At 49.3% G+C, this 23,959-nt stretch carries 19 protein-coding genes; 13 read left to right on the top strand and 6 right to left on the bottom strand.

The features are described 5' to 3' along the window. Nucleotides 1-76 precede the first annotated feature (76 nt). From FWE06_08355 to FWE06_08340, 4 genes are all read right to left on the bottom strand, one after another. Complete coding sequence (locus FWE06_08355) at nucleotides 77-2,254, bottom strand: bifunctional (p)ppGpp synthetase/guanosine-3',5'-bis(diphosphate) 3'-pyrophosphohydrolase (GenBank protein MCL2547182.1); 2,178 nt, start codon at nucleotides 2,252-2,254, stop codon at nucleotides 77-79. Nucleotide 2,255: 1 nt separating this feature from the next. After that, nucleotides 2,256-4,223 carry a single-stranded-DNA-specific exonuclease RecJ gene (recJ, locus tag FWE06_08350; protein MCL2547181.1) on the bottom strand — a complete coding sequence of 656 codons (1,968 nt, stop codon included), beginning with the start codon at nucleotides 4,221-4,223 and terminating at the stop codon, nucleotides 2,256-2,258. Between the two features lie 366 nt (nucleotides 4,224-4,589). Beyond that, entirely contained in the window at nucleotides 4,590-5,465 is an 876-nt protein-coding gene (locus tag FWE06_08345) for a metallophosphoesterase (GenBank protein MCL2547180.1), read from the bottom strand. Continuing rightward, nucleotides 5,449-6,225, bottom strand: coding sequence for an NYN domain-containing protein (locus FWE06_08340; protein ID MCL2547179.1), 777 nt, complete (start codon nucleotides 6,223-6,225; stop codon nucleotides 5,449-5,451). The genes FWE06_08345 and FWE06_08340 overlap by 17 nt, the downstream gene beginning before the upstream one ends. A 173-nt stretch (nucleotides 6,226-6,398) precedes the next feature. Between FWE06_08340 and FWE06_08335 the strand changes: the two genes are divergently transcribed. Together FWE06_08335 and FWE06_08330 are read left to right on the top strand one after the other, a co-directional pair. Further along, nucleotides 6,399-8,597, top strand: coding sequence for a topoisomerase IV (locus tag FWE06_08335; protein MCL2547178.1), 2,199 nt, complete (start codon nucleotides 6,399-6,401; stop codon nucleotides 8,595-8,597). A 317-nt stretch (nucleotides 8,598-8,914) separates the two neighbouring features. Then, on the top strand, nucleotides 8,915-10,450 hold the full coding sequence (locus tag FWE06_08330; protein ID MCL2547177.1) for a sigma-70 family RNA polymerase sigma factor: 1,536 nt from the start codon (nucleotides 8,915-8,917) through the stop codon (nucleotides 10,448-10,450). Between the two features lie 47 nt (nucleotides 10,451-10,497). Here the strand turns inward: FWE06_08330 and abc-f are convergent, their stop codons facing one another. Next, nucleotides 10,498-11,958, bottom strand: a complete 1,461-nt coding sequence (abc-f, locus tag FWE06_08325; GenBank protein MCL2547176.1) for an ABC-F type ribosomal protection protein — start codon at nucleotides 11,956-11,958, stop codon at nucleotides 10,498-10,500. Between the two features lie 332 nt (nucleotides 11,959-12,290). Between abc-f and FWE06_08320 the strand changes: the two genes are divergently transcribed. From FWE06_08320 to FWE06_08305, 4 genes are all read left to right on the top strand, one after another. Beyond that, nucleotides 12,291-13,097, top strand: a complete 807-nt coding sequence (locus FWE06_08320) for a pyridoxamine kinase (GenBank protein MCL2547175.1) — start codon at nucleotides 12,291-12,293, stop codon at nucleotides 13,095-13,097. A gap of 78 nt (nucleotides 13,098-13,175) precedes the next feature. Beyond that, nucleotides 13,176-13,547, top strand: coding sequence for a RidA family protein (locus FWE06_08315; GenBank protein ID MCL2547174.1), 372 nt, complete (start codon nucleotides 13,176-13,178; stop codon nucleotides 13,545-13,547). A 21-nt stretch (nucleotides 13,548-13,568) separates the two neighbouring features. After that, nucleotides 13,569-14,495, top strand: a complete 927-nt coding sequence (gene cysK / locus FWE06_08310; protein ID MCL2547173.1) for a cysteine synthase A — start codon at nucleotides 13,569-13,571, stop codon at nucleotides 14,493-14,495. Between the two features lie 46 nt (nucleotides 14,496-14,541). Beyond that, entirely contained in the window at nucleotides 14,542-15,225 is a 684-nt protein-coding gene (locus FWE06_08305) for a hypothetical protein (GenBank protein ID MCL2547172.1), read from the top strand. A gap of 123 nt (nucleotides 15,226-15,348) precedes the next feature. Here the strand turns inward: FWE06_08305 and sigG are convergent, their stop codons facing one another. Next, entirely contained in the window at nucleotides 15,349-16,122 is a 774-nt protein-coding gene (sigG, locus tag FWE06_08300) for an RNA polymerase sporulation sigma factor SigG (protein MCL2547171.1), read from the bottom strand. Nucleotides 16,123-16,431: 309 nt separating this feature from the next. Here sigG and FWE06_08295 point away from each other — a divergent pair, with 309 nt between their 5' ends. From FWE06_08295 to FWE06_08265, 7 genes are all read left to right on the top strand, one after another. Continuing rightward, a complete protein-coding gene (locus FWE06_08295) occupies nucleotides 16,432-17,157 on the top strand; it encodes a WecB/TagA/CpsF family glycosyltransferase (protein MCL2547170.1) in 726 nt (241 codons plus the stop codon). Further along, nucleotides 17,147-17,803 carry a deoxynucleoside kinase gene (locus FWE06_08290; protein MCL2547169.1) on the top strand — a complete coding sequence of 219 codons (657 nt, stop codon included), beginning with the start codon at nucleotides 17,147-17,149 and terminating at the stop codon, nucleotides 17,801-17,803. The genes FWE06_08295 and FWE06_08290 overlap by 11 nt, the downstream gene beginning before the upstream one ends. Further along, a complete protein-coding gene (locus tag FWE06_08285) occupies nucleotides 17,800-18,711 on the top strand; it encodes a phosphatidylglycerol lysyltransferase domain-containing protein (protein MCL2547168.1) in 912 nt (303 codons plus the stop codon). The genes FWE06_08290 and FWE06_08285 overlap by 4 nt, the downstream gene beginning before the upstream one ends. After that, nucleotides 18,704-19,489 (top strand): GNAT family N-acetyltransferase, encoded by a 786-nt coding sequence (locus FWE06_08280; GenBank protein ID MCL2547167.1) that lies wholly within the window; start codon nucleotides 18,704-18,706, stop codon nucleotides 19,487-19,489. The genes FWE06_08285 and FWE06_08280 overlap by 8 nt, the downstream gene beginning before the upstream one ends. Before the next feature lie 64 nt (nucleotides 19,490-19,553). Next, nucleotides 19,554-20,096: a 5-formyltetrahydrofolate cyclo-ligase gene (locus tag FWE06_08275; protein MCL2547166.1), complete on the top strand. Its 543-nt coding sequence runs from the start codon at nucleotides 19,554-19,556 to the stop codon at nucleotides 20,094-20,096. A gap of 364 nt (nucleotides 20,097-20,460) precedes the next feature. Continuing rightward, nucleotides 20,461-21,975 (top strand): endolytic transglycosylase MltG, encoded by a 1,515-nt coding sequence (gene mltG, locus FWE06_08270; GenBank protein MCL2547165.1) that lies wholly within the window; start codon nucleotides 20,461-20,463, stop codon nucleotides 21,973-21,975. A 63-nt stretch (nucleotides 21,976-22,038) separates the two neighbouring features. Further along, complete coding sequence (locus FWE06_08265; protein MCL2547164.1) at nucleotides 22,039-23,808, top strand: alanine--tRNA ligase; 1,770 nt, start codon at nucleotides 22,039-22,041, stop codon at nucleotides 23,806-23,808. Nucleotides 23,809-23,959: the final 151 nt, after the last annotated feature.

Below are 23,959 nucleotides of genomic sequence, written 5' to 3'. Positions count from 1 at the left end.
AAAGCAGTTCATATGTCAAATTGCGGTCGTGACAGTATATCTGCGATGAATTGACCCATCGAAGTTGATGAGAAGCCTACACCCGCCGCACGTCTTGGCATCCCTCGACCCGCCGCAATTGGCTCAACACCGATTGCAGACTTTCAATGCTGGACACTTGCAGCACAATGTCAATGATCATCTCATCGTTGACCGTTGCTGCGGCTTTGAGAGCAGTGAAATTGACTTTGAGAGTATTGACCGCCGACGCGACATCGGCGACCAAACCGTCGCGGTTGCGGCCGTTGACTTGCACGGGGACGAGGTAATTGTTGCTGGGCTGCGCGGCCCAATGCACGGAAAGCCAGCGCCCACTGTTGTCAGGTTTAACGTTTTCGCAGTCGCGGCGATGGATGCTGACGCCGTGTCCTTTGGTGGTAAAGCCGATAATATCATCGCCCGGAATAGGGTTGCAGCATCGCGCGAATTTAACTTGACAGTTGCCGATGTCTTCGACAATCACACCCATATTGGACTTTTGTGAGCGTGAAGCATGAGGCGAAGAGGGCGGGGTGGGGAGTGAAGGCTCGGGCGCACCCAATTTTTTTAGGCGGATCAATTCATCGCGGATACGGTTGAGCACGCGCCCTGCCGATGTGCCGCCATACCCTACCGCAGCATATAAGTCGTCGAGCGTGCGATACTTTAGCTTTTCCAAGATAACGGGAATAACATCGTTTTGCATGACGGTTGCCAGCGGAATATTGGCGCGCTTTAATTCATCCTCCAAACGCTCGCGTCCGGTGGCGATGTTTTCATCGCGCCGCATGTGCTTGAACCATTGCTTAATCTTGCTCCGTGCTTCGTTGGTTGTGACGATATTGAGCCAATCACGCGACGGGCCTTCACGTGCCTTGTTGGTGACAATCTCGACAATATCACCCGTCTGCAAACGATAGCTTTCAAAGTTGACTTGCTTGCCGTTGACGCGGGCGTTGACCATACGATTGCCCACCTCACTGTGAATGGCATACGCAAAGTCAATGACGGTTGCCGTGGCAGGCAGATTGATAACGTCGCCTTTGGGGGTGAATACAAAGACATCGTCGGCGAACATATCGACCTTAACCGAAGAGATAAAATCCTCAGCATCAACATCGCTTTGGTGTTCGATGAGTCGCCGCACCCACTCGAGTTTTTGGTCAACGCTTTCGGCGCTCGTTTCGCCGCTCTTATATTTCCAGTGTGCCGCAATGCCGTATTCGGCAGTCTGATGCATATCCCATGTTCGAATTTGTGCTTCAAACGGAATGCCTTCGCGTCCGAGTACCGTCGTGTGCAGCGATTGGTACATATTGGGTTTGGGCATGGAGATATAATCCTTAAAATGCCCGGGTATGCCGTGGTAGAGTTCATGGATAATGCCCAGCACATGGTAACAATCGGCGACAGTTTCAACGATGACACGGATGGCGTACAGATCGTTGATTTCTTGTAATTGTTTATTTTGCCCATACATTTTGCGATAAATTGAATAAATGTGCTTGACGCGCCCCTCGATTTTCGCCTCAATATCCATATCATCAAGCCGTTCGCGCAACTTCCGCTCAACATCGACCAAAAGTTCATCAAAATTCCGCCCATATGCCTGCAATCCCTCAGAAATTTCACGATAGCCCTCGGGATCCAAGTACATCAACGCCAAGTCTTCCAGTTCAAGTTTGAATTTTTGCATGCCAAGCCGATGCGCTAACGGCGCGTAAATCTCCATGGTTTCACGCGAGGTCGCCCGCCGCTTCTCGTCGGCAAGGTGCCCCAATGTGCGCATGTTGTGCAGGCGGTCGGCAATTTTAATAATAATGACGCGGATGTCCTTGCTCATCGCAAGGAACATTTTGCGCAAATCCTCCATTTGCTGTTCTTGCTCAGTCGAATATTTGATGCGTGATAGTTTAGTCAGTCCCTCGCACAAGCCGGCGACCGAGTGGCCGAAGCTGCGCTTGATATCGTTGTAACTGTAATCGCAATCTTCAATCACATCGTGTAGCAACGCCGCTGCAATGCTTTCGGCATCAAGTTGCATATCAAGTACAATGAGCGCTACTTCCAGTGGATGTGAAACAAACGGCGTAACGCCGTCCTTGCGCACTTGCCCATCATGGGCGCGGCAAGCCAAGGCATACGCCTTTTCCACCATAGCAATATCTGCTTCAGCAGCGTGGTAAGCGCGCATGCTGTCAATGAGTTGTTGGAAGCGGGTGTTTACGATATCCATGTTAGTGATTCTCCTGTAACAATTGCCAATACGCTGAGTTTTCTAACCTCGCCGACACGCTCTTATCCATCGTCGCAACAACTTCGCCGTTGCGTTCGTGCCATGTAATTAATTTCACCTGCTGCAAAATCTCCAATCCAACGCAGATGCGTTCGCGTGATGTGACGCCTGTCAGTTGATGCCACACCGCCCAGTTCATTGGCACACCGTCAAATGTAAGCAGCGCCCGCCAGATGAGTGCGATAAATTCGCGGTTGACTGCCAAACTTAGCCTTGCATCACAGTCGAGCGATTGTCCACCATGCAATGACCGTAACCCGCGCGTACAGCCGTCAGGGCGCATATCGCTGACGAGCAGTTGCAATGAGTTCTTACCGCGAAATGAGTTGATTTCCAATGCAAACGCAATATCAACGCCATCGCCTGCGACATACGGCAACGCGGCTGTTCCCGCACCGAACCAAACGGCGGTGAAATTCATGCCGGGCACCGCGTGATGAGACAGCGTAAAGCGTGTATGCTTGCCGCCGCCCAACGCCTGTATCGCCGACACGCGCAGGTCACGCACACAGAACAGCGGGCTGGCATTACCTTTGCCGTAAGGCTCGCCTTGCCGTAAACCCAACGCGTTCGGCATAGTGAGTTCACGCGGCGCCAGTTCCAAGTCAATGAGCAGGTCCTCCTGTTGCGGCAATTGCGGCAGTTGATTTGCAAAGTCACATAATCCTCGATGAAACGCCTCAATGTGCCGCTCTTCAATGACAAACCCGGCCGCCAACTCATGTCCGCCATAGTTGGCAAGTAAGTGTGCGTTTGCCGTTAGTGCTTCAACCAAGTGAAAATCTTTTTTCGCCCGCGAGCTGCCTTTGCCAATGCCCTCTTCAAGGCTGATCATGAAAACCGGCTTACCTGTCTTATCCATCAGTCGCGACGCCACGATGCCAATTACGCCCGGATGCCAGTCATGCCCGACCAATAGTAAAACCGGGCTGTTTTTTTGCGCGTCAACCTCGGCCAGCGTACGGTCAAAAAGTTGGCGCTCAACTTGCTGGCGCTCGTGATTCAGCGCACACAATTCTTTGGCCAAATTATCTGTCGTGGAGAACGAAAGCGGGTTGAGCAGCAATTCAACAGCGATACCCACATTGCCCATACGGCCGGCGGCATTGATGCGCGGCGCCAGCGTAAACCCCATTGTTGCAGCACTGACGCGCCCGCTGATACCGCTGTGCGATAGCAGGGCATTCAGTCCCGAATAGTTGCCTGCATCCAAGGCTCTCAGCCCCAAATGTATCAACGCGCGGTTATGGTGGCTCATGGGCATGATGTCGGCAACTGTGCCCAATGCGGCAAGAGCACCGTAGCGTGTCATGATGGCGTTGTCGTCGTTTTCTAAATAGCGGAGCAGTTGAAACACAACACCTACGCCTGCCAATTGCGCACAGCCTTGATACTCTTCGCGTTGCGGATTGACGATGGCAACTGCGCGTGGCAATCGTTCACGCACTTCGTGATGGTCGGTAATGATGACGTCAATGCCTAAGGCAATGGCGCGGTCAACCGCCTCAAAGTTGGTGATGCCGGTGTCAACGGTGACAATCATTTGTGTGCCTTTGCGGTGTAGCTCTTCGACTGCGGCAACATGTAAGCCGTAACCCTCGGCACGGCGCTCGGGAATATACCAGTCGCAATCTGCCTGTCTGCTGCGCAACCAGTCGAGCAGCATAACGACAGAGGTGATGCCATCGACGTCAAAGTCGCCGTAAACAGTGATTTTTTTGCCTTGCTCCATGGCAACAGTCAACCGTGCCGCAGCGCGTACCAAGTCGGGGAGCAGTTCCGGTGATTCAAGCTGTGACGGTGAGGGGTTGGCGTACTCGTCGAAATCGCCGTCCGGCTGCCGTAAATCGAACAGTTGCCGCAGCAAGGGCTGCCCGTCAGATTGCGCTAAAATATTCCAATGCTTCATGAGTATATCCTCGCAGAAGCCGCGCATCGGGCGGCTCGTTGTATATCGTGTTGGTTATGGAACGTAATGAAAATAGTTATTAGTTTACCCTGCCAGCAACCCATCTCGCACTTCAAACACTAACTTGGCATTTTGCGCCAATTCCTTGCTGTGCGTAACAATGACAACGGTTTTGGCGGCTTTGTGTATTTTGAATATATAGTCCAACACTTCTTGCTATGATTGTGAGTCCGGGTTGCCGGTAGGCTCGTCCATCAACAAAAGCGGAGGGTTTTTCATGAGCGTTCTCCAAATGTTGCTTGTTTTTGCATATATAGACGAAATATATCTGCCACAACCGAACGCATCACTGCGCGCCAATGTCTCTCAACCGCTGCGTAACGTAATCACCACTACTTCTGCAGTGGTCAAAAAGCGCGGCGGGAACCAAGAGGCCAGCCCGCGGCTGGTTACCATCACAGTGTCATCCATATGAGAAATGCCTTCGGCGTGTTGCGGGAAAAAGGTGCGTGTCGTGCCAAAAATCGGACCAATCCATGGTAATCGAACACTGCCGCCGTGCGAATGTCCCGCCAACACAAGGTCGAAACCATTTTCGGCATATTGTCGCAATCGAGTATAGCGGTGCGTCAAAAGCAAGGTGAACGGCTCGTTGTCGGCCATGTCGTCAATGCGTGCGCGCAAATACTCAATCATGTCACGGCGGTGCCATTCCAGCGGATCATCAATGCCGGCGAGATAGATGGCTTGCGTCTGCCCGTCAGCCGTTTGGCGTGCAATAGGCAGATAGTCGTTTCGCAGTAACACAACGCCGGCTTGCCGCAAAACCGGTGTCACGCGCGGCATAAATTGACGTATGGCAATGTCGTGGTTGCCGGTGACAAAATATGTCGGCGCGATGGCTGTCAAACGGTCAAAAAACACGCCGATGGCATCTGTGCGTCGGTCATTGAGTTGCAGCGGGCGGCTCCACAAATCGCCGGTAAAAACAATGATGTCAGGCCCGGCCTGTTCAATGTGCCGTATCAAGCGGTCGCAAGACAAGCGTTGCATATGCAAATCAGACAAATGCACAATCACCATGCCGTCAAATGCCTCAGGCAGGCGCGGTAGAGTAACCGTATAGTTAACTCGACGTAAAATTAAGTTTGAACCCAAAAAAATGGCCAAAATTAGCAAAAAAACAGCCAAAACAATCAACACTTTCAGGTGTTTGCGGGTCAATCTACTTCGTGCGAACATAGATGAGCTGCCCGTTATTGGCAATTAGGTTTGGCCGGAATTCCATCTCAATGTCATCAATGGCTTGAATTAATTGGGTCAGCTTGCTAAACCCGTAATTCCGCGAGTCAAACGATGGTTGTTTTTTGAGCAGTAACGTCCCAACTTCACCTAAATACGCCCAACCGTCTTCGTCAGCGACGTCTTCAATGGTGTCAATCAATGCGTCAATGATGTCGCGCGTGAGGTGTAGCTGCTCGGCCTGTGCTGCCTGTGCCGCAGGCTTATCCTGTCGTGTGTCATGCCGGGGTTTGGGCTTGTTGCCCTTAGGCGCATGGGCGGCGCGAATGATTTCAATATAGATAAACTTATCACATGCTGCGATAAAAGGGGAGGGGGTTTTGCGTTCGCCGATGCCAATAACTTTCATGCCCGCCTCGCGCAGTCGCGTGGCAAGTCTTGTAAAATCACTGTCACTGCTGACAATGCAGAAGCCATCGACACGTTCGGAGTAGAGAATATCCATCGCGTCAATAATCATGGCGCTGTCGGTAGAATTTTTGCCTTTGGTATAGCCGTACTGCTGAATGGGCGTAATAGCATTGTGCAGCAATGAATCCTTCCAACTGTCCATGGTATTGCTCGTCCAGTCGCCGTAAATACGCTTGACTGTGGGCGTGCCGTGAACGGCAATCTCCTCCATAATGGACTTCAGTTGTGTGCGGGGTGCGTTGTCGGCATCGATGAGTACGGCAAGCCGCATATCGTTTTTGTTTGGCATAGGGAACACTTCCTCATTACATAATGCCTCATTATACTCTACATGACGCGATTTGGCAAGTATGTGGTCGACCGTCGGGGTAATGCTCTTGCAAACATCGATTTTTCGTGCTACAATAAAATGAATGTAATGCACGGGGGAACGTATCTTTGAAATCCAAGAAGACGAAAGCAATGCCCCAAGTTGAGGGTATGCAAGCCGAAATTATTGACCAGCCGATTACCCAGACGCTGGAAAAAAACTTTATGCCCTATGCCATGAGCGTGATTGTCAGTCGTGCCATTCCCGAACTGGATGGTTTTAAGCCGAGCCATCGTAAGCTGTTGTATACTATGTACAAGCAAGGTTTGTTGTCTGGCGCGCGTACGAAGTCGGCCAATATTGTCGGCGAAACGATGAAGCTCAACCCGCATGGTGACGGGGCGATTTACGAAACGATGGTGCGCTTGTCACGCGGGTATGGTGCGTTGCTGCACCCACTGGTGGACTCCAAAGGCAACTTCGGCAAGGTTTATTCGCGCGATATGGCATACGCTGCATCGCGCTATACCGAGGCAAAACTCGATGGAATTTGCAGTGAGATTTTCGGTGATATTGATAAGGGGACTGTTGATTTTGTTGACTCCTACGACCACAAAACAAAAGAGCCGACGCTGTTACCGACAACATTTCCGAATATTTTAGTTAGTGCAAATCAAGGCATTGCAGTTGGTATGGCATCGATGATGTGTGGCTTTAATTTGCGTGAAGTGTGCGAAACCACGGTGGCATACCTGAAAAATCCTTCGCATGATTTGTTGTCGACGTTACCGGCGCCTGATTTTCCGACCGGCGGCGAGATTATCTATGACCCGGTTGCTATGCGTGAGATTTACGAAACAGGGCGCGGCAGCTTTAAGGTGCGTGCACGCTGGCATTACGACAAGAAAAACAACACGGTTGAAATCACGGAACTGCCTTATACGACAACGATTGAGGCGGTGATTGATAAGATTGCCGACCTGATTAAGCAGGGTAAGTTGCGCGAGGTCAGCGACACGCGCGATGAAACTGATCTGTCGGGCTTGAAGATTGCCATTGAATTGAAACGTGGCGTTGATTCTGATAAACTTATGGCGAAATTGTTTAAATTAACGACCTTGCGAGACTCATTTGCCTGCAACTTCAACGTACTGGTCAATGGCATGCCGCAGGTGCTGGGTGTGGGCGGATTGCTGCGCGAATGGTCGGCGTGGCGTATGGAATGTGTACGCAAGCGCGTGACACATGAGTTGGGCGTCAAGCAACGAAAACTGCACTTACTCAAAGGGTTAGCGGCGATTTTGCTCGATATTGATAAGGCGATTAACATTATTCGGAACACGCGGGAAGAGGATGAGGTTGTGCCAAACTTGATGATTGGCTTTGGTATTGACGTTGAGCAGGCTGAATTTGTAGCTGAAATCAAACTACGTAACATCAACCGTGCTTATATCGTGCGACGCGCGGAAGAAATCGAAGTTTTACAAATTGCAGTGGCTGATCTACAGGCAATTTTGGCGGATGAAAAGCGTATTCGCAAGATTATTATTGAGGAATTGATGGCGGTTGCCAAGAAATACGGACGAGATCGCCTGACCGGCATGACGGAAGAAACAGAGCTTGCTGAAGAAGAAGTCATCATAGAAGTCGAGGATTATCCAGTGCATGTTTTCGTGTCGAAAGAGGGGTATTTTAAGAAAATTACACCGCTTTCATTACGTATGAGTGGTGAACAAAAGTATAAAGAGGGCGATGGCTTGGCTATGACGGCCACAGCATCTAACCGTGAGGAGATCTTGGTGTTTACCGATAAAGCACAGGTGTATAAGTCGCGGCTGAGTGATTTTTCAGACGCAAAAGCTAGTGTTTTGGGAGATTATTTGCCAACAAAGTTGCAAATGGAGGATGGCGAGAGTGTGCTTGCCGTTGTGTTGCCGCGCGATTACAGCAAGTGGCTGTTGATTTTGTTTGATAATGGAAAATGCGCGAGGATTGCTATGAATGCCTATGATACCAAGCAGAATCGAAAGAAATTGACGGGCGCGTATCATGAAAAGAGCCTTCCCGTAGCGTTTTTGCCACTGGATGAGGAGTGCGAGCTGGTCGCCATGTCAACCGAGGGGCGTGCCATTGCCTTTCAGTCGGCCAGTCTTGCGCCCAAGGCGACGCGCAGCACCCAAGGCGTAGGTGTGTTGACTGTCAAGACAAAATACAAGGCGGCATCTGTTGTGCGGGCAGAGGATGCCGGCATCACCAACATTGCGCGGCATCGTGTGCGCAGCTTGCCGGCGGCCGGGCTTCTTGTGCGGGCGGAGGATAGGGGCGAAGTGCAGGTGACGATGGAGGGTTAATTGTGATGGAAATAATGGGCAGTGTGTGCCTGCATATGCCTCACGATACCTGAGAAAAGCGGAATTTTCCTCATAAATACCCTCAAAGATGACAGGGGTTGCCCTAAACAGCCCTCAAAATGGGGGGTGAGGCCCACAACATTACGAATGTGCAAAGTACACTTTTATAATGATAGGAAACGATGCGGCGGTTTTGGCGCATCGTTTTTGCTATGTAAGAATTGACTTGTTGTGACTTTTTATGATAATTGCCTATCCATTTTCGTAATCAAAGCACTATAAGGGTGAAATCGATTTCACGCAAAGGATAAAAGTTTATGAATGATAACAGGATATTGCAATACATTGAGTCGGTGTATCGTTTCTGCCTCAAACGGCTATCTTCCCATGCTGACGCTGAGGATTTGGCACAGGATATTTTATTATGTGTGCTGCAAGGTTTACGGCGCAGTGATGTTACTAATTTGGACGGTTATGTTTGGCGCATTGCGCACAACCGATATGCACGATTGATAAGCGAGCGGAAACATGATGTCGTTGTGCTGTGTGGGGGCGAAATGTTGGATGCAATTCCCGTAGAAACGACCGAGCCGCTGAATGAAGCACAGCAGGTTGTTTTTCAAGCTTTGCACAGCTTGCGGGCGATGTACCGTGATATTATGGTCGCCTATTATGTTCATAAACTCGACATCCGAACGATTGCGACGCGATATGAATTATCGCCAGAGGTAGTCAAGTGGCGACTTCATGTCGGGCGCGAAAGAATACGAGAAAGGATGAGCGTTATGGAAAAAAACTATGAAAAAATCAAAATGCACGTTATGTGCAATGGCGCATTTAATCCCAACAAATATCTTGACACACAGTTATACAAAGCTATTGCAAAAGCGTGCTACGACACGCCGTTGACCATTGAGCAAATCAGCTTAACGACTGGCATGCCGACATTGTACTTAGAGGAGGCGCTGGAATATATGGTTTACGGTGACGCAATTGAGCAAATCAAAGGCAAATATGTTACAAATTTCATCATCACGACGGCTGCGCAACGACAAGTAGCGATGCAGGGTCTTAGTGACGATGTCATCAACGAGGCGACAGACGCATTACTAAATTACATCAACGACACTGAAGTGCAACTTCGTCAAATTGGTTTCTATGGCAATGATTTTCCTATGAGCCATTTGCTCCATATCCTCATACCCAAGCTGATCTATAGTGCGTCAGACATTGGCAATGATATCGAAAGTATAAAGTATGAGGAAAAATTTATGCGTAAAGACGGTGGCTGGGGTGTGTTTATCGTCAACGAAGGAATTGAATGCATTGACAGCAGTTTTGCGGGGCAGAATGAATATCTTTACAACAACGAATGCGGAGAAAGCGGAAAAATACATTATTATTGGAGCGGTGACGCTTTTAATGATAGGTTGAATCAATATTTGCGAAATCCGAAATTTTGTCTTGACGCACTCAACGCAGATAACACATTGCTATTTGGAAATGATAGTGATGTAGCAGATGCAATAGAAAATGGAATGTGTGAAGAACGAGGCGGACGAATTGTGCCGAGCATTCCGATTTTCAGCTGCGAACAATACAATAAATTCGGCGACTGGTCACAAGGATGTAAGGTGTTAGATGTTATCTGGAATAAATGGGTGAGTATGTTGCGTGAAGTGTATGAGGCTGACACACCCAGGCGATTGCGCAACCAGATTGACAGTAATGTACTCAGTACGGCACACAATTTTGGCATATATATTCTGCAAGCATTGCGCAAGCGCGGCTTGGCGGACGAGTCGAAAGTTGATGAGGTGTTTACTAAAGGGATTCTTTGTGTACGCGAATAATGCGGCGTTTCGTGAGTGAAAGGGGCGATTTTATCGCCCCTTTTGGTTTATATATCCAATTGCCATGTGGCGATTCTCTCAATGAAAGAGCTGTCGTGTTCGACAAATAGGAGTGTCGGTGCGTAGTCGAGTATCAGTGTCTCGATTTGGAAACGCGAGAATACGTCGACGTAGTTGAGCGGCTCGTCCCACACGAGGATATGCGCTTGCTCCGACAAGCTCTTGGCCAGCAAGACTTTTTTCTTTTGTCCTGCGCTATATGTTTCGATGGCATGATCGAATGATTCGCGTTCGAAATCAAGTTTGCGGAGATTTGTTTTGAGTAGCGTTTCGTCGAGGCCGTGCCCTATGGCAAAGTCGCGCAGATTTCCGCGAAGAAAGGAGGTATCTTGCGGCACGTAGGATATGCGTAACCGGCCGACCAGTTGCATTTCGCCGGTGTAATCAAGCTGTTCGCCGCAGATGAGTTTCAAAATGCTGGATTTTCCTGCGCCGTTTGCGCCGCGTAGCAATAGGCGTTCGCCTTGTTGAAGCGAAAAAGAGACGGGGCGCGTGGCGGCTCGGCCGCCGTAGGACACGACGACATTGCGGAGTTCAATGAGCGTTTTAGCGTGATGAAATGCAAATGTGAGTTTCAAAGTGTCGGCACGCTCGATGTTGTGCAATAGTTCCGATTTTTGCTCAACGGATTTGCTGAGTCTGTTTTCGATGTTTTTTGCTTTGCTCATCATTTTGGCGGCTTTGTGACCCACAAACCCTTTATCTGCAGCCCCCTTTTTTGATTTTTCCGTTTTATCAGACCAGTCGCCGGCTCGATCAGCCGCTTCGTTTAGACGCTTGATATCTTTTTTTAGTTTTTCATTTTCGCTCAATTCAAAGTTATCTTGCCGTTCTTTGTTTATCAGCCAGGATGAGAAATTGCCGCGTTGCAATTCGATGTTGGTTTTGTTGATGGAGAGTATGTGATTAATACAGCCGTCGAGAAAAGCGCGGTCGTGGCTGACGATGATGTAGCCTTTCTTTTTTTGCAAGTATTGACTCAAAGTCTGACGACCTTGCAAATCGAGGTGGTTGGTTGGCTCGTCGATGAGCAGGAAATGATGTTCTTTGCAAAAAAGCGCGGCGAGCAGTAGTTTTGTACGTTCGCCGTTGGAGAGTGTGGCGAAGTTGCGGTCAAGTATGGATTCATTGAGTGAAAGCAGGGACAGCTCGCGTACAATTTCCCACTCCTGCACTTCGGGGCAGATGGATGATAAGAGAGTTCGTGCGATGGTATCAATGGTGTCAACTGCAAACGGGAAATAATCAAATCGGCATGTTGCTGTAATGTTGCCTTGGTATTCCAGTTCGCCGTGCAGCAGCTTGAGCAGCGTTGTTTTGCCGCGGCCGTTTCGGCCGATAAGTCCCAGCTTCCAATTGGTATCAAGGCTGAGGTTGACGTTTTGAAAAATCGGTACAAAGGTGCCGTCGTAGGAAAAGGTAAGGTTAGTGATGTTGATCTGTGACATAAAGTTTCCTCCTAAAAATAAATAGGCGTTGCAAGAAAACACATTCTTACAACGCCTGAAAGGCAGGAAAATTCCGCAGAGGCGGAATTTAAGTTGAAAGAGGCTCTTTTCTTGCTAAAACGCACCAAAACGAGCGGATGACTCCGCTGTTTGGCTGACGAAATATACTAGCAAGAAAAGTTGTACATCCTTTCAACTCCAATCTGTTACAGATGCTGACAGTATATCATAGTGTACAGCGGGACGTCAAGTATTGTTTGCGTCTTGACAACGGCGGCATTTTGACTGTATAATCAAGCAATGAAAAATTACAGTCAACGGAGGATACAACCATGCAAAAACAAGTTGCCGCCATTCATGATCTGTCCGGCTACGGGCTATGTTCGCTCGGTGTGGCATTGCCGGTGCTGACCGCCATGCAGGCCTATGTCTGCGCGCTGCCGACGGCGTATTTGTCGTCGCACACCGGGTATCCGAACTTTACATTTGAGGACATGACGCAGGCGATGAATCCCGCGCTTGACCATTGGCGTGACTTGGGGTTGAAGTTTGATGCTGTATACTCGGGATTTCTTGGCTCGGCGGAGCAGATTGCCATTGTGGCGCGGGCGGTGGAAATGTTTAAGCCCGAGGTTGCTATTATTGATCCCGTGATGGGAGATGATGGAAAAGTGTATAAGACATATACGCCGGAAATGTGTGATAATATGCGCAAATTGATTGAAAGTGCGACGGTTATTACGCCGAATGTGACTGAGGCAGCGATTTTGTTGGGCAAAGAACCGTCGGCGCAACCGACACGTGAGGAATTGCGCGATTGGTTGGTGCGGTTGTCAGGCGGTAAGCGGGATGTGGTGCTGACCGGCATTCGCAATGCGCAGCGCGTGGAGGTGTGGTGTTATGAGTATCGCACGGGGCAGGTGACTGTTATTGAACGCGGATATGTCGGGCGTGCCTATCACGGCACAGGTGACTTGTATTCATCCGTGTTGTTGGGGTGGTTGTTGCGCGGACAAAGCCTTTGTCAAGCGGCTGAGAACGCCGCTGATTTTGTTATGCACGCGGCGGCATATACGCACCAGAACTATCCCGACAGCGGCGACATCGCCTTTTCGCCGGAGTTGCGGCGGATTATATAGACAGAAGTGTTTATGATGTGCACGACTACTTGCGATGGGCTGGATGTGTGACAAAGAATATTAGGGGAGAAAAACATCATGAGAATCGTAGAAACAAAACAAGCACCGGCGGCCATTGGGCCGTATTCGCAGGCTGTGATTGTGGGAAATTTAGTCTATACCTCGGGGCAGATTCCGTTGTGTCCAAATAGCATGGAAATGGTCGGAAGCAATGTTGCCGAGCAGACAGAACAGGTCATTGCCAACTTAAAAGCTGTGCTTGCCGCGGCGGGGAGCAACATTATTAAGGTCTTTAAAACGACCTGCTTTTTGACTGGTATGGGCGATTTTTCTGCTTTTAATGAGGTGTATGCGCGACATTTTGCGCAAAAGCCGGCACGTTCGTGCGTTGCGGCGGCGGCGTTGCCTAAGGGCGCGTTGGTTGAGATTGAAGTCATCGCAGAAATCTAAAAACATAAGGAGCTGCTATCCATGAAAATATATGAGACAATGACAGATTTAATCGGAAAAACGCCTCTTTTGGCGTTGAAAAGTTATGAACATGATGTTTCTGCCAAGCTTGTTGCCAAGTTGGAATACTACAATCCTGCCGGCAGTGTAAAAGACCGTATCGCGCTAGCCATGATTACGGCGGCTGAGCAGGCGGGCAAACTCAAACCGGGCTGGGTTATCATTGAGCCGACCAGCGGCAACACGGGCATTGGGCTGGCGGCAATTGCGGCGGCGCGCGGCTATCGTATTATATTAACCATGCCGGAAACGATGAGTGTTGAGCGCCGCAACCTGCTGAAAGCATACGGTGCCGAGTTGGTGCTGACCGAAGGCGCGAAAGGCATGAAAGGCGCGATTGCCAAGGCAGAAGAGCTGGCGGCAAGTACGCCGAACAGCTTTATGCCCGGTCAATTTGAAAACCAAGCGAACCCCGCCATTCACTATGCTACAACGGGTCCCGAAATCTGGAAGGACAGCGACGGCACAGTTGATATTTTGGTCGCCGGCATCGGCACGGGCGGCACGATTTCGGGTGCGGGCACATATTTGAAGGAGAAGAATCCGAATATCAAAGTCATCGCTGTAGAGCCAACAGACTCGCCCATGCTTTCAAAAGGAACGGCAGGGCCACATAAAATTCAAGGCATCGGTGCCGGCTTTGTGCCGAATACACTGAATACCGAGATTTATGACGAGATTATCACAGCCAGCAATGAGGACGCATTTGCCACAGGGCGCGACTTTGCCAAACGCGAGGGCATATTGGTGGGCATATCGTCCGGCGCGGCATTATGGGCAGCGCTGCAGATTGCCAAGAAGTCGGAGAATATGGGGAAGACGATTGTTGTTGTGCTGCCGGATACGGGCGAGCGGTATTTATCCACGGCGATGTTTGGAGAGGGATAAGGATTGTAATGTAGAGCGTTTATATTTGGACGAAAGAGGAATGTTTATGAATATAGCGAACAACATATTGAAACACAGTCTGCAAAACGTGTATTTTCTAACAGGAACAGCGTTGGCCGGGAAAACGACAATGTCAAAAGCAATGGTAGAAAAACATGGTTTCGTATGGTTCGATGAGAATTATAACGGTGAACCATTTAAGGCATGGAAGTCTATATGCGATGAAAAATATCAACCGTTACAAAACGAACGCGACAAACGTTATAATATACAAGAGCAGTATGATTGGGATACACATTTTGAACGGTCGGCGGCGGACATCGTGGCGGAGAGTGCGGGACGCAATGAAAATGACGAGTTTTTGGAATTTGTGATGATTGAGCTTATAAAATTATCACAAAACAACAAAGTCATTACGGATATTTGTGCACCGTTGGAGCTGCTTGTCGAAATTACTGATTACAACAGAATTGCGTGCTTGTTAACCACTCCCGATTTAGTTACCACTATAAATTATGGCTCTCGTGATGATCATAGGAGTTATTTGGAATGGATTATGTCGCTGAATGATCCCGATAAAAAGATCGCCAAGCAAGATGAAGTATTTCGACTCGGCACTGAAAAAATGTTCGAAGAAGTCAAAAAATATAACCTCTTCAATGTTGTGCGAACTGAAAAGAGTACCATCGAGGGAACATTGGAATTGTTGGAAGAGCATTTCAATTTATAATTCGTCTATTAAGCATTTGCTATGTTTTACATAAAGTGCTGAATGAGCAAGAACAATGCGACATTAACGGCGAATAATATGATTAGCGCAGAGGCGAGGTCTTTGCGTTCTTTGTCGTTCATATCAGATGCGTTTCTTAATCTGACTGATGGCGTTTTTTTCCAGGCGGCTGACTTGGGCTTGAGAAATACCAATTTCGTTTGCCACTTCCATTTGCGTTTTGCCATCGTAGAAGCGCATGGCTAAGATGCTGCGCTCGCGTTCGTTGAGGTGCTCGATGGCCTCGTTGAGGGCGATGCTTTCCAACCAGTTTTCATCAGTGTTGCCGGGATCTTTGACCTGATCCATGACGCAGATGGCGTCGCCGGTGCCGTCGGAATAGACCGGCTCGTAGAGGCTGACGGGATCCATAATCGCCTCCATGGAAAATACAATGTCTTCGCGGTTGACTTCCAGGATTTTGGCGAGCTCGTCGATGGTGGGTTCGCGAGAATGCTCGGCGATGAATTTCTCTTTATTGAGCAGCACTTTGTATGCCATATCACGAAGCGAGCGGCTGACGCGGATGGACGAATTGTCGCGTAGATAGCGACGGATTTCGCCAATAATCATGGGCACCGCATAGGTTGAAAAGCGCACGTTGTGACTTAGATCGAAGTTGTCAATGGATTTTATCAGACCGATACAGCCGACTTGGAAGAGATCGTCGGCGTTTTCGCCGCGTCCGCTGAACCGCTGAATGACACTCAGTACAAGACGCAAATTGCCGTTGATAAGCTGTTCGCGGGCATCATTGTCGCCGTCCTTTGTTTTTTGCAGCAATTGCATGATTTCGGCATTGGGGAGCACTTTGAGTTTTGAGGTATTGACTCCGCAGATTTCGACTTTGGTTTGCATGTTTTACCCCCACATTTCTGTCTAACACAGTATTGCCGTGAGTGGGAGAAAACATACGCAGGGTTGGGTTATGTTTTTTTATTTGTTCTGTGAATGGGCATTGTTTTTGTGTTCATAAAACAATGAAAGAGCAAAAGGATTACGCCCTTTAGGAAACCGCTGCTGCAATTTGTGGAGTGCAGGAGACTCTTTGTCCCAGTCGTTGCGCAGTGTTGGCAGACTGGCAGCCTTCATGCGGAGCTGTTGTAGTTCCCTACATAATTTTCGATTTATCTTGACCTTGGCGGAGGTTTGTGGTATAATTTGGCTATGGAAAAAGAGATGATTTTAGGCTTGCAATACGCCTCGCTGACAATGGCGCAGGCGGTTGAGGAAATTGCGGCGTTAACGGCGAGGCCGGGCGGCAAGAGTGTTGTTACGGCGGGGACCGAGCATGTTATGATGGCGCGCAAGAAGCCTGCTTTGTATGATGTGTTCAATGACGCTGATATGATTTTGGTAGATGGTATCGGTGTTGTTAAGGCGTCACGCATTGTCGGCAAGCCGTTGCCGGAACGTGTAGGCGGCACTGACACGACAGAAAAATTGCTGCCGGTTTGGGCGGCACAGCAGCGCAAGCTATTTTTGCTGGGCGCCGCGCCGGGCGTGGCCGAGAAAGCGGCGGAGGTTTTGCGTGACAGATATAGTCTTGATGTTTGCGGTGCGCATGATGGGTATTTTGCCGATGATGCTGAGGTGCTGGGGCTGATTAACGAGGCAAAGCCAGACGTACTATTTGTTTGCTTGGGTGCGCCGAAGCAAGAGAAGTGGATGCAGACTAATAAACACAACGTCGGTGATTGCTTGATGTTAGGGTTGGGTGGTAGTTTGGATGTTTGGGCAGGCAATGTCAAGCGTGCGCCAAAGTGGATGATAAAACTCAATTTAGAATGGTTGGGGCGGTTGTTGCGGCAGCCGAGCCGCTTGGGTCGCATGATGAAATTGCCGGGCATTTATCGGCTGGCATGGAAGGAGAAGCGGAACAGTGGGCGGTAATTTAATTTGCATTGAGGGCATTGACGGTACAGGCAAGTCGACGCAATTTGAATTGTTAAAGAAGAAGTTAAAGGGAACAAACGTGAAAGTTGTTTCGTTTCCACAATATGACCTTATTGCATCAAGTCTTTTGAAAAAATATCTCAAGGGTGCATATGGACGAGCAGATGCTGTCAATCCTTATGCGGCCTCAACATTTTTTGCTGTTGACAGGATTGATTCGTACTTAAAAAACAACGGCTGGCGTACACATTACCAAAGCGGCGGCCATGTCCTCACGGATAGGTATACCACTGCGAATGCTGTTCATCAGGCAGCGAAACTACCTGATGACGAAATTTTGCCGTTTTGTGATTGGCTTTTCGATTTCGAATATAACAAGCTAGGTTTGCCTGCGCCGAGGAAGGTAATTTACCTCAACATGGAGCCGGAAGTTAGCCAGCACTTGATTGTACAGCGCGCAACAGGCGGTGATATTCATGAAATTGATGCCGATTATCGTCGTCGTGCCCACAGAGCGGGATTGTTGGTGGCGCAATATTATGGTTGGCATATCATCGACTGCGCACCCGATGGAAAACTGCGTACCATTGAGGATATTCACAGTGAAATCTGCGGGATTGTTGGAGAATTTTACAACATATGAACAGCGAGATAAAGCCCATTACGCCTGAGGACAGGCCGTTGTTTGAACAATATATGAGGCAAAATCCTGAACCGACAGTGGAGTACTCTTTTCCTTGGCTCTATATTTGGTCGGAGCGATGGTGGCAGGGGTATACGATTTGGCGCGACTGGCTGTTGCTCAATGCGCACGGGCAAGATGGTGAGGAGTATTGGGCGATGCCTTACGGGCCACTTGACTGCCGTGAGGCGGTGTTGGCGTGTAAAGAAATGCACGCGCGACGCTATCCCGAACAGCCTTTTGCGATGGTGTATATCACAGAACGCTCCAAGGCCTTGCTGCAGGCGTGGTTTAGCAATGCAATGAGCTTTGAAATAGAGGACGGGTTGTCTGATTATCTTTATAATGTTGAGGATTTGGCGCACTTGCGCGGGAAAAAATACCATAGCAAGCGTAATCACGTCAACCGCTTTATGGCTGCCTATGACAGGCGGTACAGTCATGAGCCCATTACGGTGGAGAATTTGGATGAAATTTATCAGTTTGAAAAGTGTTGGGTACGGCGCAATAAGACGAGTGAAACTGAAGATAGTCTGCGTGCCGAAAGCGCTGCTACGCGGGCATTACTGGCTAATCTTGACACGTTGGATGCAAAGAGCCGGTTGCTGCGCGTAGATGGAAAAGTGATTGCTTTTACCATAGGCGCGCCGTGCGGCGACAACGCCATGGATATTATGTGCGAAAAGGCTGACTATGACTACGCCGGCGCGTATCAGACGATAAATAAGCTCTTTGCTTTGCATGACTGTGTCGGCAAGCAATACATCAATCGCGAGGAAGATTTAGGCATTGAGGGGTTGCGCAAGGCTAAGCTGTCTTACAATCCCGTGCGATTGATTGATAAGTATGAGGCAATATGGCATGATTAGCATTGTGACAAGCAAGCCGAGTGTGGCGGATATGAAAGAATTATGGTCGCTTTGCTTTCCGGGCGAGGAGCGGTATAAAGATTTCTTCTTTGCCAAACTGCGCGACAAAAACGCGTCGATGCTGGCGAAAATCAGTGGAAAATCGGTCGGCATGTTGCATATGCTGCCACAGACGTTTGTGTCGCCTGAGGGAAAGCATTTAGCGGCACGGTACTTGTATGCTATTTGCACACACCCCAATTATCGAGGCCGGGGTATTGCCAAGACGCTTGTTGAGCGGGCGTTGGAAATGATGTGGCGGCGAGGTGAGGCCGTGGCGACGCTTGTGCCGGGCAATCGCAGGCTGTTTGACTACTATGCGCAATTGGGCTTTCAGCCCTGCTTTGCGCAATCTGTTGCTGAAAGAGGTGAACGGCCTTTGGCGAGAGAAGTTGCTATATACCGCGACGTTCCGCGTTTGCGGCAAATGTATGACAGAGCCATGGCAGGATATGTGCATGTCTTGCGTGATGAGGTATGGTGGAGATTGCTGCTTGACGAGTGCAAGGTCACGGGCGGAAAAGTGTTGTTTAGTGACCACGACTATGCCGTATTGGACAGCAAGGGCAATGTGCGTGAATGTTTATCCCATTGCGGTGCAGAGCACTCCTATGGCGCGGCACGAATCGTGGATGTCGGTAAGGTGCGGCGTTGGGCGGGCATTTCGGCGACGATGGGCGATGAGACACTTGTTTCGCGCATATTTGGCGGGGCATATATGAATTTGATGCACGACTAATTTGGCTATTGACAAAGTCATTACAGCCTCTAACTATCAAAGAGTTGCGGAGATGCAGTAAGCTATGGTATACTATACTGATGACAAGAAAATGATAAGACAACATATTCTGGCCGAGCGCGGTGTACAGACCGTTGAGAAGGCGGCGTGTATGGCGAAAAAAATCCTTGGCGGCGAACAATTCCGCAAGGCGAACAGCATATTTTGCTATTGTGCTGTAGCTGGGGAAGCCGATACACATGCTATCATAGAGGCAGCGTGGAAAGACGGCAAGAAAGTTTGTGTGCCGCATTGTTGCGGAAATATGATGAGGGCTGTGTTGATTGAGTCGTGGGATGATTTGAAATACAGTGGTTCGTTTGGTATCCCGGAGCCGTCAAATGACGGTGCTGTCGTGCCGGCAACGGAGATAGATTTAATCATTGTTCCTGGGCTGGCGTTTGACGGTGACGGTTATCGATTGGGCTATGGCGGTGGGCATTATGATAGATTTTTAGCCAGCAGCGCCGCAGTGACAATTGGGCTGTGCCGTGCGGAATATTTCTTTGAACGCTTGCCGCGCGAGGCGCATGATATGCCTGTTGACTGCGTTATTACTGATGGATAAGAATAACCGGCTCGGCGGTTGCCGAACCGGTTATGGGATGCCACGGTCTCTTTGGTAAGGTCGTTACGCATGACATTGTGTCACGCCTCGCAATCGGTTGCATAAGTCACACCGTAACAAAAGAAAATTTCGTCTAAGGGTGCCTTATGTTCCCCAGCTCGGCGTTTCGATGTTAATTGCAGCAGCAAACGATGAACAGGACGATTAAGATAATCCACAGGCAGCTATCGCCGCCGCCAAACAGGTCTTTGAAGCACATGCGTTTTCACCTCACTTATCAAAAAAATATGCCGTGGCTCGGCAGGGGTGGGCGGAATTCCTGGCCCGTATCCCATCATGTGCATGAAACACGTTGGAGGTTCCTATGTCAAACAAAAAAGACAACAATTTTTTTACAGATTTTGACGCGCCTTTTGTGCTCCCGCCGCATGAGGAGTACGATTTGAGTGCGCTGATTGATGATTATCATGCCAAGAGTGGTCAAACGACGTCGAATTTGCCCGATTTGTCGGCTGAGTTTGTCGTGCCGGACTTGTCGGCGTTTATTGACGAAGTGCAAACAGGACAGCCGCTGCATGCGGAAAAACCGATTGTGCCACAGCTGGGTCACCTGGAGGATGATTCGCTTTTGACATTGAGTCAGCCGTATCAAGAGACGATGAAGAGCCATTCGCTCCATGAGAGCTTGGGGGCAGAAGACCGTGTCGAGCCTGTCAGTGAACGAGATATGAAACGTGTCAATGCCCGTACAGTTCATCGGCAGGAGGTCGAAGAAATGCCGCAGGAAACAGGCCGAAAAGGCCGCCGCAAGAAGACATCTGGCATTATGACGGGCATCCTTTACTTCGCAATTATCGTGGGTGTCAGTGCTGTCTTGGCGGCGGTGACGTGGTTGGCGGCCAATGATGTGCTGGCATTGATGGCAGAACCAGACAATGAAATCATCATTGTTGTCGGTGAGGATGTCGACCTCAACGACATTACGCAGCAATTACAGGATGCCGGGCGGGTTCAATTCCCTTGGTTATTCCGCACATTTGCGAATTTTACCAATGCTACCGAGCGCATTGTGCCAGGCGAACATGCCATTCAATCGCATTATGATTATCGTGCCATTTTATCGGCGTTGCGTGGACGGCGCGGATTACAGACTGTGCGCGTGACCATCCCAGAAGGCTGGCACCTTGAACAGATTTTTCGTGAGTTAGACACTGCCGGTGTGGCTTTGTTTGAGGATTTGATGTACGAGGCCGAGCACGGTGAATTCCCGTTTGAGTGGCTTGATGAGCTGGACGGGCGCGAGGGTGTTCGCCACCGCTTGGAGGGCTTCTTGTTTCCCGAAACGTATGACTTCTTTGTCGGTGAAGATCCAAATCGCGCCATTACGCGTATGTTGCGGCAGTTTGATCAACAGTTCCCTGCTGAGTGGCGTGAAGAGGCGCTGCGCCGCGGATTGAGTTTTAACAATGTTGTGACCATTGCGTCATTAATTGAGCGGGAGACGGGCATTGCGGCTGAGCGCGACAAAGTGTCGTCTGTTATTCATAACCGATTGAACAACTGGGCAAATCCGTTATTACAAATTGACGCAGCGGTGGTATATGCGTGGTTGCCGTATATAGACGATATCGATGATATACTCAACGCTTGGGGAGCAGTAGGTGACCTTAGAGTTGATTCGCCGTATAATTTATACACCCATCCCGGCTTGCCGCCCGGTCCGATTGGTTCGCCGCGTCGTGACTCTATCCGTGCCGCCATTGACCCGGCTGAAACAAACTACTTCTTCTATGTGCTGCTCAACGATGGCACAGGTGAACACGTGTTTACGCGTACGGCAGCGGAGCATGAGGCAATGATTCAACGTGAATGGGGTTGATAGAACGCCCTGCAAATAAGAAATGGGACGTTGAGGACATCGTTCCTTACAAGGAGAATACCAATGACATCACAACAACTGCGTCGCCTGTATATTGACTTCTTTGTCGAGCGCGGGCACGCCGAGATTTCCAGCGCGTCGCTAATTCCTGAAAATGATCCGAGTGTATTGTTTACCACGGCAGGTATGCATCCGCTTGTGCCATACTTGCTCGGTGAAAAGCATCCGCAAGGCGTGCGGCTGGTTGATGCGCAAAAATGTCTGCGGACAGGTGATATTGATGAGGTGGGCAACGCCACGCATTTGACATTCTTTGAGATGATGGGCAACTGGTCGCTGGGCGACTATTTCAAAAAAGAGTCCATTACCATGAGTCATGAATTTTTAACCGAGAAGTTGGGCATTCCACAAGAGAAAATTTCGGTCAGTGTATTTGGTGGAGATAAGGATGCGCCGCGAGATGAAGAGAGTGCGGGCGTTTGGAAATCATTAGGCTACCCCGATGAACGTATTTATTATTACGGCAAGAAGGAAAATTGGTGGGGGCCTGCTGGTTTGACAGGGCCTTGCGGGCCGGATACCGAGATTTTTTATGATACCGGAAAGGATAGATGCAATGCCAACTGTCAGCCGTCTTGCAATTGCGGCAAGTTTGTTGAAATTTGGAACAACGTCTTTATGGAGTACAACAAAGAGGCTGACGGGACGTTTAACAAAATGCCCAAACAGAATGTTGATACAGGGCTGGGTTTAGAGCGCGTACTGGCGATTATGAACAGGCTGCCGACTATCTATGATACAGAGTTGTTTGTGCCGATTATCAAGAAAGTTGAAGAGTTGACGGGCACAAAATACGAAGAAAGTACCGCCCGTGAATATCGCATTATTGCCGATCATATGCGCGCGGCGACCTTTATTTTGGGAGATGATAAGGCTGTCGCGCCATCAAATGTCGAGCAGGGCTATATCTTGCGGCGGCTGATTCGGCGTGTTTATCGCTACTTATCACAGATGAATGCGCCGGCTAAGTCGATGAGTCAAATTGCCGGCGTGATTATCAATAATTACGATGATGTATACACTGAGCTGCAACGCAATCGTGCGTTTATCATTGCGCAGCTCGACCGTGAGGAAGAGACGTTTAGCCGCACATTGGCAGCGGGCCTAAAGATTGCCAAGAAGTACCTTGAACAAATCGGTGCGGACAAGCAGTTGAAGGCCGAAGACGCGTTTAGGTTATATGATACGTTTGGTTTTCCGTTGGAATTTACAAAAGAGTTGTGCCAGGAGAATAGCGTAACGGTTGATGTTGACGGGTTTGAAAAATTGTTTGCTAAGCATCAAGAAACGTCACGTGCCGGCGCGGCGCAGAAGTTTAAGGGCGGACTTGCCGATGACAGCGTGGAAACGACTAAGCTGCATACGGCGACGCATTTGCTGCTTGCGGCATTGCGCAAGGTGCTGGGGGACAGCGTTAACCAGCGTGGCAGTAACATCAATGCAGAACGATTGCGCTTCGACTTCTCATTTGAACGTAAGATGACGCCGGAGGAAATCGCCGAGGTGCAAGCCGTTGTCAATGCGGCGATTGAGGCGGCTGTTGATATCACTTGCGAGGAAATGACGGTTGAGCAAGCACAGGCGCAGGGCGCAGTCGGCATCTTTACCGACAAGTATGATGAAATTGTGAAAGTGTATACCGCTGACGGCTTTTCCAAGGAAATATGCGGCGGCCCGCACGTGGGGAATACGGGTGAGCTTGGTAGTTTTAAGATTAAGAAAGAAGAGAGTTCCTCAGCGGGGGTACGGCGGATTAAGGCGGTGATTTCTTAGGGAACAGGTTGATTGTGATGTTGTAGGAAATTTATATTTTGTGTATAAGCCCCTCAAACCTAGTGTTTGCAAGGGGCTTGTCACTAGCCCGCTCCTAGTTCAATCTGCGTTTAACTGCTAGGCAGCGAGTAACTCAATGGCGGTTTTGAGT

Source organism: Oscillospiraceae bacterium (genome assembly GCA_009780275.1).
Classification (GTDB): Bacteria; Bacillota; Clostridia; order Oscillospirales; family UBA929; genus WRAI01.
Note: the sequence above shows the minus strand (reverse complement) of the source record. Positions and strands in the feature narration are given on the sequence as shown.

What these genes read in the sequence shown, in the direction of transcription:
- FWE06_08355 (MCL2547182.1), bottom strand. Translation starts at nt 2,254, where the DNA reads ATGGATATCGTAAACACCCGCTTCCAACAACTCATTGACAGCATGCGC.
- recJ (MCL2547181.1), bottom strand. Translation starts at nt 4,223, where the DNA reads ATGAAGCATTGGAATATTTTAGCGCAATCTGACGGGCAGCCCTTGCTG.
- FWE06_08345 (MCL2547180.1), bottom strand. Translation starts at nt 5,465, where the DNA reads ATGTTCGCACGAAGTAGATTGACCCGCAAACACCTGAAAGTGTTGATT.
- FWE06_08340 (MCL2547179.1), bottom strand. Translation starts at nt 6,225, where the DNA reads ATGCCAAACAAAAACGATATGCGGCTTGCCGTACTCATCGATGCCGAC.
- FWE06_08335 (MCL2547178.1), top strand. Translation starts at nt 6,399, where the DNA reads ATGCCCCAAGTTGAGGGTATGCAAGCCGAAATTATTGACCAGCCGATT.
- FWE06_08330 (MCL2547177.1), top strand. Translation starts at nt 8,915, where the DNA reads ATGAATGATAACAGGATATTGCAATACATTGAGTCGGTGTATCGTTTC.
- abc-f (MCL2547176.1), bottom strand. Translation starts at nt 11,958, where the DNA reads ATGTCACAGATCAACATCACTAACCTTACCTTTTCCTACGACGGCACC.
- FWE06_08320 (MCL2547175.1), top strand. Translation starts at nt 12,291, where the DNA reads ATGCAAAAACAAGTTGCCGCCATTCATGATCTGTCCGGCTACGGGCTA.
- FWE06_08315 (MCL2547174.1), top strand. Translation starts at nt 13,176, where the DNA reads ATGAGAATCGTAGAAACAAAACAAGCACCGGCGGCCATTGGGCCGTAT.
- cysK (MCL2547173.1), top strand. Translation starts at nt 13,569, where the DNA reads ATGAAAATATATGAGACAATGACAGATTTAATCGGAAAAACGCCTCTT.
- FWE06_08305 (MCL2547172.1), top strand. Translation starts at nt 14,542, where the DNA reads ATGAATATAGCGAACAACATATTGAAACACAGTCTGCAAAACGTGTAT.
- sigG (MCL2547171.1), bottom strand. Translation starts at nt 16,122, where the DNA reads ATGCAAACCAAAGTCGAAATCTGCGGAGTCAATACCTCAAAACTCAAA.
- FWE06_08295 (MCL2547170.1), top strand. Translation starts at nt 16,432, where the DNA reads ATGGAAAAAGAGATGATTTTAGGCTTGCAATACGCCTCGCTGACAATG.
- FWE06_08285 (MCL2547168.1), top strand. Translation starts at nt 17,800, where the DNA reads ATGAACAGCGAGATAAAGCCCATTACGCCTGAGGACAGGCCGTTGTTT.
- FWE06_08280 (MCL2547167.1), top strand. Translation starts at nt 18,704, where the DNA reads ATGATTAGCATTGTGACAAGCAAGCCGAGTGTGGCGGATATGAAAGAA.
- FWE06_08275 (MCL2547166.1), top strand. Translation starts at nt 19,554, where the DNA reads ATGGTATACTATACTGATGACAAGAAAATGATAAGACAACATATTCTG.
- mltG (MCL2547165.1), top strand. Translation starts at nt 20,461, where the DNA reads ATGTCAAACAAAAAAGACAACAATTTTTTTACAGATTTTGACGCGCCT.
- FWE06_08265 (MCL2547164.1), top strand. Translation starts at nt 22,039, where the DNA reads ATGACATCACAACAACTGCGTCGCCTGTATATTGACTTCTTTGTCGAG.